Annotated in this window: 7 protein-coding genes; 3 read left to right on the top strand and 4 right to left on the bottom strand. The window is 67.4% G+C overall.

Features of this window, described 5'->3' with window-relative positions; all coding sequences use genetic code 11:
• A complete protein-coding gene (locus tag RZ1_RS07675; protein ID WP_445009300.1) occupies positions 1–918 on the top strand; it encodes a formylglycine-generating enzyme family protein in 918 nt (305 codons plus the stop codon).
• Positions 919–942: 24 nt separating this feature from the next.
• Here the strand turns inward: RZ1_RS07675 and RZ1_RS07670 are convergent, their stop codons facing one another.
• Positions 943–2,640: a sulfatase family protein gene (locus RZ1_RS07670; RefSeq protein ID WP_072810618.1), complete on the bottom strand. Its 1,698-nt coding sequence runs from the start codon at positions 2,638–2,640 to the stop codon at positions 943–945.
• A gap of 132 nt (positions 2,641–2,772) precedes the next feature.
• Positions 2,773–3,210 (bottom strand): DoxX family protein, encoded by a 438-nt coding sequence (locus RZ1_RS07665; protein ID WP_072810616.1) that lies wholly within the window; start codon positions 3,208–3,210, stop codon positions 2,773–2,775.
• Between the two features lie 142 nt (positions 3,211–3,352).
• Here RZ1_RS07665 and RZ1_RS07660 point away from each other — a divergent pair, with 142 nt between their 5' ends.
• Positions 3,353–3,862: a VOC family protein gene (locus RZ1_RS07660; protein ID WP_072810614.1), complete on the top strand. Its 510-nt coding sequence runs from the start codon at positions 3,353–3,355 to the stop codon at positions 3,860–3,862.
• Between the two features lie 3 nt (positions 3,863–3,865).
• Here RZ1_RS07660 and RZ1_RS07655 read toward each other — a convergent pair whose 3' ends face one another.
• Together RZ1_RS07655 and RZ1_RS07650 are read right to left on the bottom strand one after the other, a co-directional pair.
• A complete protein-coding gene (locus RZ1_RS07655; protein ID WP_171061589.1) occupies positions 3,866–4,924 on the bottom strand; it encodes a maleylacetate reductase in 1,059 nt (352 codons plus the stop codon).
• 44 nt (positions 4,925–4,968) lie between these two features.
• Complete coding sequence (locus RZ1_RS07650; RefSeq protein WP_072810612.1) at positions 4,969–5,805, bottom strand: TatD family hydrolase; 837 nt, start codon at positions 5,803–5,805, stop codon at positions 4,969–4,971.
• A gap of 21 nt (positions 5,806–5,826) precedes the next feature.
• On the opposite strand from RZ1_RS07650, the gene metG reads away from it, so the two are divergent.
• Positions 5,827–7,386 carry a methionine--tRNA ligase gene (gene metG / locus RZ1_RS07645; RefSeq protein ID WP_072810610.1) on the top strand — a complete coding sequence of 520 codons (1,560 nt, stop codon included), beginning with the start codon at positions 5,827–5,829 and terminating at the stop codon, positions 7,384–7,386.
• Positions 7,387–7,397 lie beyond the last annotated feature (11 nt).

Here is a 7,397-nt window from a genome sequence, read left to right as displayed (position 1 = left end):
ATCGAAGACCACCCTCGTACGTGCTGTTCGCCGCCCCGGGCGGGCGACGACGACGTCTCGAGGACGGCCCGGCCGACCTCCGAACGCACCCGGCCGGGCACAGCTGCGCCCGGCCGCGCGCGCGTGGTGGTGTTGCCGCCGGACGGGGCCGCAGACGCCGAGTTCCTCATGGGAACCGAGGACGCCGTCGCCGACCCCGCGGACCTCGAAGGACCCGTGCGGCGGGTGTCGGTCGCACGCTTCGCCATCGCGACCACCGCGGTGACCAACGCCGACTTCGACCGGTTCGTCGAGGAGACCGGGCACGTGACGACCGCCGAACGTTTCGGCGATTCGCTCGTCTTCGCCGGCCGGATCACATCCGACCGGCCACACCTGGTCGTTGCGACCGCACCGTGGTGGCGCGTTGTCCCCGGTGCCTGCTGGCGTCACCCCGAAGGGCCCGATTCGAACCTCGACGGCCGGGACGACCATCCCGTGGTCCACGTGTCGCATCTCGACGCCACGGCCTATTGCGAGTGGATCGGCGGGCGGCTGCCCACGGAAGAGGAATGGGAGTTTGCGGCACGAGGTGGACTCGTGCAACGCCACTTCCCGTGGGGCGACGAGTTCGAGCCCGGAGGCGTTCCGGCCATGAACGTCTTCGAGGGGTCGTTTCCGTACGGTCCGACGACATCGGTGGGAACGGTGCCGGTGGACGCCTTCGCTCCCAACGGCTACGGGTTGTTCAACACAACCGGGAACGTGTGGGAATGGACGGCGAGTCCCTTCTCACCCGCCGACCCCCGCCCGGTGCTGCGCGGCGGATCGTACCTGTGTCATGCGTCGTATTGCCGGCGTTATCGCACGTCGGCGCGGATTGCGAACACCGCCGACACCTCGACCGGGCACAGCGGATTCCGGATCGCCTACCGATAGTCGGACGCGAGGCCGCCCCCGAGGTCAGCCCCCCGCCGACCCGCTGGGCATCAGTGCGCCCAGTGACCCCGCGGGAACCGGCACCGGCGGAACCGGCGGCGGTATCGGCACGGCGGGTGTGGTTCCCGTGCGTGCCATCACATCCACAAGCACCGCGTGCATGGCGTCCACCTGAGCACGATCGAAATTCCCGAGATCGAACGGGTTGGCGCGGTTGCTCATCTCGAGCGGATCGTTGTGCAGGTCGTACAGTTCGAACTGCGGCAGCTCCCGCCCCGAGGGATCGAAGTACATCGCGTACTTCCACCGATCCTGCCGTACAGCACGAATATGGTTGGGCTGCCTGACTATCGACTGCCCGTTCGCAGCGGCGACGTTCTCGTCGTCGAAGGTGAACAGCACGCTGTCCTGGACCTGAGGCGAGGGACCGCCGGGATGCGCGGAGGCCTCGTCGATCACCGGAGACAGGTCGACGCCCTTGAACGTCCACGCCGAACGGTCGGGCACGCCGGCGAGAGTCGCCAGGGTCGGCATGACATCGATGAGGGACGCCAGCGCATCGGTGCTTACGGCCTGCGGGAACATTCGTGGATTACTCACCACGAGTGGAACATTGAGCGTTTCCTCGTAGGCGTTGAATGCCTTCTGCCGGAGACCTCCGTGCGACATGCCCATCTCGCCGTGATCGGCCACGCGGAAGACGACAGTCTGCTCACGCAGGCCCGACACCGAATCCAGGGCGTCGAGAACGGTTCCGATGTGCTCGTCGACGACCTTGTGCATGTAGGCATAGAGATTGACGTACCGCCTCGCCGCCTCGGGACCGACGAGCGGGCCGAGTGCACCGGCGAGCAGCAGGAGAAGCTCCGCCTGCGCCGTGGGCTTGAAATTCAAGAGCAGGTTTTCGTCCATGTTCGGAGGCAATTCGATTCCCTGCTCGAACGCCTCGGGAGCAACTGCACCGTAGTTGTTGCAGTCACCGTCGACCTGATCCCATGTTTTCGGATACGACAGAATGTCATGGGGATTGGCGAACGACACGATGAGCGCGAACGGGTTGGCATCCGACGTCCTGCGCGAACGCAGGAAGTCCGCGGCGTCGCCGGCAATCTTCCTGTCGCGGTCGGCGCAACCGCCACCGAAATTCTCGGGCGCAGTGTCCTGCCCGGCCTCCGGGGGCTCCCAGCCCGCGAAACCGTACTCCGCAATATCCTCGGGAGTCGGGTCGCCGCCGTCGGCACCTTTGCTCATGTGCCACTTGCCGCGATAGTGCACGTCGTAGCCGGCCGAGAGCAGCATCTTCGCCATGTTCTGGCCGTCCACCGGCAACACCGGCTCGGTCGGGGAGAGTGTTCCACCCGAGGTGAGAGTGTTCACGACGCCGTGCTGGGCAGGGTAGAGACCGGTGAAAAGTGTACTGCGGCTGGGTGAGCACATCGCAGCGTTGCAGAACGAACGGGTAAACGTCAGCCCTGAGTCGACGAGGCGCTGCCGGTTCGGCAGATTGTTGCGCGCCCAGTCGGCCGGCCAATGCATCGGCCGGCGTTCCTGGTCGGTGATGATGATCAGGATATTGGGCCGATGCGGCCTGCCAGGTTGCGCCGAAGCGCTTCCGGCACCTACCAGTCCGGCTGCGAGGAACGCGCCCGCCCCCACCAGGAAAGTGCGCCGGTCCACGCGCCAATCGCCATCTCGTACCGGAACAGCCTGCTGCACGGTCACATTGGATCCTATCGGGGGATTCCGTCGACACAGATGTTTCGCAGGAGCTTATCAGGACATCTCACGCGAGTGCGACCAAACGCGCAATCGAGACACCATGGAGGACCGCAGAAATCACCCGTTCGACTCTGTTCACCCCGCCCTGACGGACCGCACGAACGGCATCTTCGGCGCGAGGAATCTGTCGAGACCGAACGCTCCGGCGCCGACCGCAGCGAGCAGCAGCGAAGCGAGCCCGAGCACAGCGACCAGCTCCCATCCGCCGTCGGAGACGTAGACGCCGTTCCCCATGTGCACGAACAGATACGCGCCGAGCATGTTCAGGAACAGCAAGACCCCGAAGACGGGGACGAGCAGACCCAGGATGAGCGAGATCCCGCCGAGGATCTCCACCCAGGTCGCGATGAACGCGGTCACCTGTGGCACGGGCACGCCCATACCCTCGAAGCCCGCCTTGGTGCCGGAGTAGCCGTTGACGGTGAGCTTCTGCAGCCCGTGCACCAGGAAGACGACGCCGATACCCAGACGCGCCAGCAGGATCGCGATGTCACGGAAGACGGTGCTGTTCATGAGGGACCTCCTCCGAGGGGGCACACGCACGAGTGACGCACGCCACACTCAATGTATCGCATGAGGGAAAATCAGTTGACTGCGCAATCACATGCGCTACGCTGAGATAGTTGAATGCACGATCAGTTGCGAGGAGTGGACCGTGAACTCAACCGCCGAACAGGAACGCCGCCGCCGGTTCGAGTCCCAGCGTGAGAGCCTCCGCGCGCAGTACCTGCTGCCCGTCGACCAGCGGCCCGCCTCCACCGCCCGCGGGCTCCACCACACCGCGCTCCTCAGCAGCGATGTCGAGGCCACCATCCGCTTCTACCAGGACCTGCTCGGGTTTCCCCTCACGGAACTGATCGAGAACCGCGACTACCCGGGCTCGTCCCACTTCTTCTTCGACATCGGCAACGGGAACCTACTGGCGTTCTTCGACTTCCCCGATCTGGATGTCGGCCCCTACCGCGAGGTCCTGGGCGGGCTGCACCACATCGCGATCAGCGTCGCCCGCGACCGCTGGGAACGGTTGCGGTCCGCACTCGACGATGCCGGTGTCGCCGTCGAGGTGCACAGCGGGGTGTCGCTGTACTTCCGCGACCCCGACGGCGCCCGCGTCGAGCTGATCGCCGACCCGCTCGGCGAGATGTACGGGCACCACGTGCTCTGACGATCAGACCGGCCGGAGGCCGTCGAACGCTTCACCGAGCACCCGGCGTATTCCCACCCGGGTGACCTCCCGTGGATTCGGATACCTCCGCTCGGTCGCCAGGTGCGCGGCCTCGTCGAGGTCACCCTCGCGCATCCCCAGCTCGGCGAGGGTCGTCGGGCCGCCCGCCGCGGCGACCAGGTCGAACACGCCGGCGGGTGCGGATTCGGTCCCGAGGACGTCCGCGATGCGCGCCATCACATCGGGCACCGATTCCGCGTTGTACGCCATGACGTGCGGCAGCAGCACCGCGTGCGTCGCCGCGTGCGGCAGTTCGAACGAGCCGCCGAGAACGTGGCACAGCTTGTGATGCAGCCCCATGCCGACCGCGCCGAGGCACGTTCCGGCCAGCCACGCCGCGAGCAGCAGTTCCGACCGGCCGCCGTGGTCGACGGCGTCGGCGCCGATCGCCGGCAGGCCCCGGCCGATCGCTCCGATCGCCTGCAGCGCCAGCGCGTCGACGATCGGATTGGCCTGCTCGGCGTACAACGCCTCGACGGCATGTGCCATCGCGTTCATCGCGCTGTTCAGGGCCATCGGCACCGGCATCGACAGCGTGAACCCGACGTCGTAGATCACCGTCTCCGGCAGGATCTCCGGCGAGGATCGCGTCGTCTTGACCCCGTCCGCGGTCTCCCCCAGCACCGGGGTCACCTCGGAACCGGCGTAGGTCGTCGGCAGGATCACCTGATCGACGCCGGTACGGGCCGCGACCGCCTTGGCCAGGCCGGTCGTCGAACCGCCGCCGACCGCGACGACCACATCGACGTCGTGCTCCTCGACCAGCCGCAGTGCCCGCTCGGTGACGGCGACCGGGGTGTGCATGACGGCCCCGTCGAACCGGGCGACGCGCAGGTCGCCGAGGGTGTCCTCGACGTATCCCGCCTGCCTGCGCACGTGGTCGCCGCCGAGCAGCAGTACCCGTGAGCGGCCGAGCCGCTCGACCTCCTCTGCCACGCGCGCGGCCGTTCCCGCGCCGAACACCACTCGGGCCGGCTGTGCCGTGTAGACGAAGTTGTACATGCCTCCGATTGTCGCGGTTCCGGCGCGCGCGGCCGGGCAGTTCGTCAGATCGCCGGGAAGCCGTAGACCCGTTCGGCGTTGGCGGTGGTTGCGGCCGCCAGTTCTGCCGGGTCCTCCGCGCGCACCTCGGCGAGGGCCCGCAGTGTGTACGGCAGGCAATACGACTCGTTGGGGGCGCCACGGAACGGATGCGGCGTGAGGAACGGTGCGTCCGTCTCCACCAGCACCTGGTCGCGCGGAACCAGCGGCGCCGCTTCGCGCAGCGCCTTCGCGTTCCTGAAGCTGACGGTGCCGGAGAAACTCAGCACGTAGCCGGCGTCGACGCAGGCCCGCGCCATGTCCGCATCCGACGAGAAGCAGTGAAAGATGACCGTCTCGGGCGCACCCTCGTCGTGCAGGACCCGCAGCAGCTCCGCGTCCGCGTCACGGTTGTGGATCATCAGCGGTTTGCGCAGGCGCTTGGCGAGGTCGATGTGCCAGCGGAAGCCGTCCTCCTGCTCGGCCGGCTCGGCGCACCCGTCGAGTTTGCCCGGCCAGTACAGGTCCAGGCCGGTCTCCCCCACCGCGACACACCGCGGATCCGCGGCGAGGCGCTCGATCTCCGCGCGGCACTGCTCGTCGAGGACGTTCGCGCGGGTGGGGTGGATCGCGACGGCCGCGTAGACGCGCTCGTCCCAGTGCGCGGCCTGCACCGCGAACCGTGCCGCGGCGAGGTCGTCGGCGACGGTGACGACCCGGCCGACACCGACCGCAGCGGCCCGATCGACGATCGCCGCCACCGATTCGGCATCCCGCCCGCCGCACGCGTCGAGATGCGTGTGGGCGTCGACCAGAGGGGCGAGGGGTTCGGGGGGCTCGGGCGCCGGACGGGTTCTGCTCACGGGTTATACAGTAGGCACACCATGAATGCGCCCACTTCCGCCCGCCCGCCGTTCTATCTGACCACCGCGATCGCGTACCCGAACGGTGTCCCGCACATCGGGCACGCCTACGAGTACATCTCGTCGGACGCGCTCGCACGGTTCAAGCGTCTCGACGGCTTCGACGTGTTCTTCATGACCGGCACCGACGAGCACGGCCTCAAGATGCAGCAGACGGCCGCGAAGGAAGGGCTGCCGGTCGAGGAGCTCGCCGCGCGCAACTCGGGCGTGTTCGAGGCCATGGACAAGGCCCTGAACATCTCGTACGACCGGTTCATCCGCACCACCGACGCGGACCACCTCGAGGCCAGCAAGGCCATTTGGCAACGGATGCTCGAGGCCGGCGACATCTACCTCGACACGTACTCGGGCTGGTACTCGGTGCGCGACGAGGCGTTCTACACCGAGGCCGAGACGACCCTGCAGGACGACGGTTCGCGAATCTCGACCGAGACGGGCACCCCGGTGGAGTGGACGGAAGAGTCGACCTACTTCTTCCGGCTGTCCGCCTACCAGGACAAGCTTCTCGCCCTGTACGAGGAGCAGCCGGACTTCATCGCGCCCGCGACCCGCCGCAACGAGATCGTCAGCTTCGTCTCCGGGGGTCTGAAGGACCTGTCGATCTCGCGCACCACGTTCGACTGGGGTGTTCCGGTGCCGGAGCACCCGGACCACGTGATGTACGTGTGGGTGGACGCGCTCACGAACTACCTCACCGGCGTCGGCTTCCCCGACACCGACTCCGAGGCGTTCCGGAAGTTCTGGCCCGCCAACCTGCACATCATCGGCAAGGACATCACCCGTTTCCACACGGTGTACTGGCCCGCATTCCTGATGTCCGCGGGCGTCGAGTTGCCGCGGCGGGTGTTCGTGCACGGCTTCCTGTTCAACAAGGGCGAGAAGATGTCGAAGTCGGTGGGCAACGTCGTCGACCCGCTCGAGATGGTCGAGAAGTACGGTCTCGATCAGCTCCGGTTCTTCCTGCTGCGCGAGATCTCCTACGGCCAGGACGGCAGCTACAGCCACGAGGCGATCGCCACCCGTATCAATGCGGACCTGGCGAACGAACTGGGCAACCTGGCGCAGCGGTCGCTGACGATGGTCGCGAAGAACCTCGACGGGCTCGCGCCGACGCCCGGCGAGTTCACCGCGGACGACCTGGCCCTGCTGGCACAGGCCGACGGACTGCTCGAGAAGGTGCGCGCCGAGTTCGATGTGCAGGCCCTGCACCTGGCGCTCGAGGCGATCTGGCACGTGCTCGGTGAAACCAACCGGTACTTCTCCGCGCAGGAGCCGTGGGTGCTGCGCAAGACCGATCCGGCGCGCATGGCGACGGTCCTGTACGTAACCCTCGAGGTGGTGCGCATCGTCGGCATCCTCGTCCAGCCGGTGATGCCGGATTCGGGCACGAAGATCCTCGATCTGCTCGGCCAGGATCCGCAGGCCCGCGCGTTCGCGGACATCGCGACGCGTCTGGTGCCGGGCATCGCGCTGCCGGCACCGTCGCCGGTGTTCCCGCGCTTCGTCGACGACGCCGAATAGTTCGCTCCCGG

The sequence above is a fragment of the Rhodococcus zopfii NBRC 100606 = JCM 9919 genome, assembly GCF_001895025.1.
GTDB lineage: Bacteria > Actinomycetota > Actinomycetes > Mycobacteriales > Mycobacteriaceae > Rhodococcus > Rhodococcus zopfii.
This window is presented reverse-complemented; position numbering and strand designations above follow the sequence as displayed.

Excerpts from the sequence above, each read along its gene's own strand:
- RZ1_RS07665 (WP_072810616.1), bottom strand. The coding sequence starts at position 3,210 with ATGAACAGCACCGTCTTCCGTGACATCGCGATCCTGCTGGCGCGTCTG.
- RZ1_RS07655 (WP_171061589.1), bottom strand. The coding sequence starts at position 4,924 with ATGTACAACTTCGTCTACACGGCACAGCCGGCCCGAGTGGTGTTCGGC.
- metG (WP_072810610.1), top strand. The coding sequence starts at position 5,827 with ATGAATGCGCCCACTTCCGCCCGCCCGCCGTTCTATCTGACCACCGCG.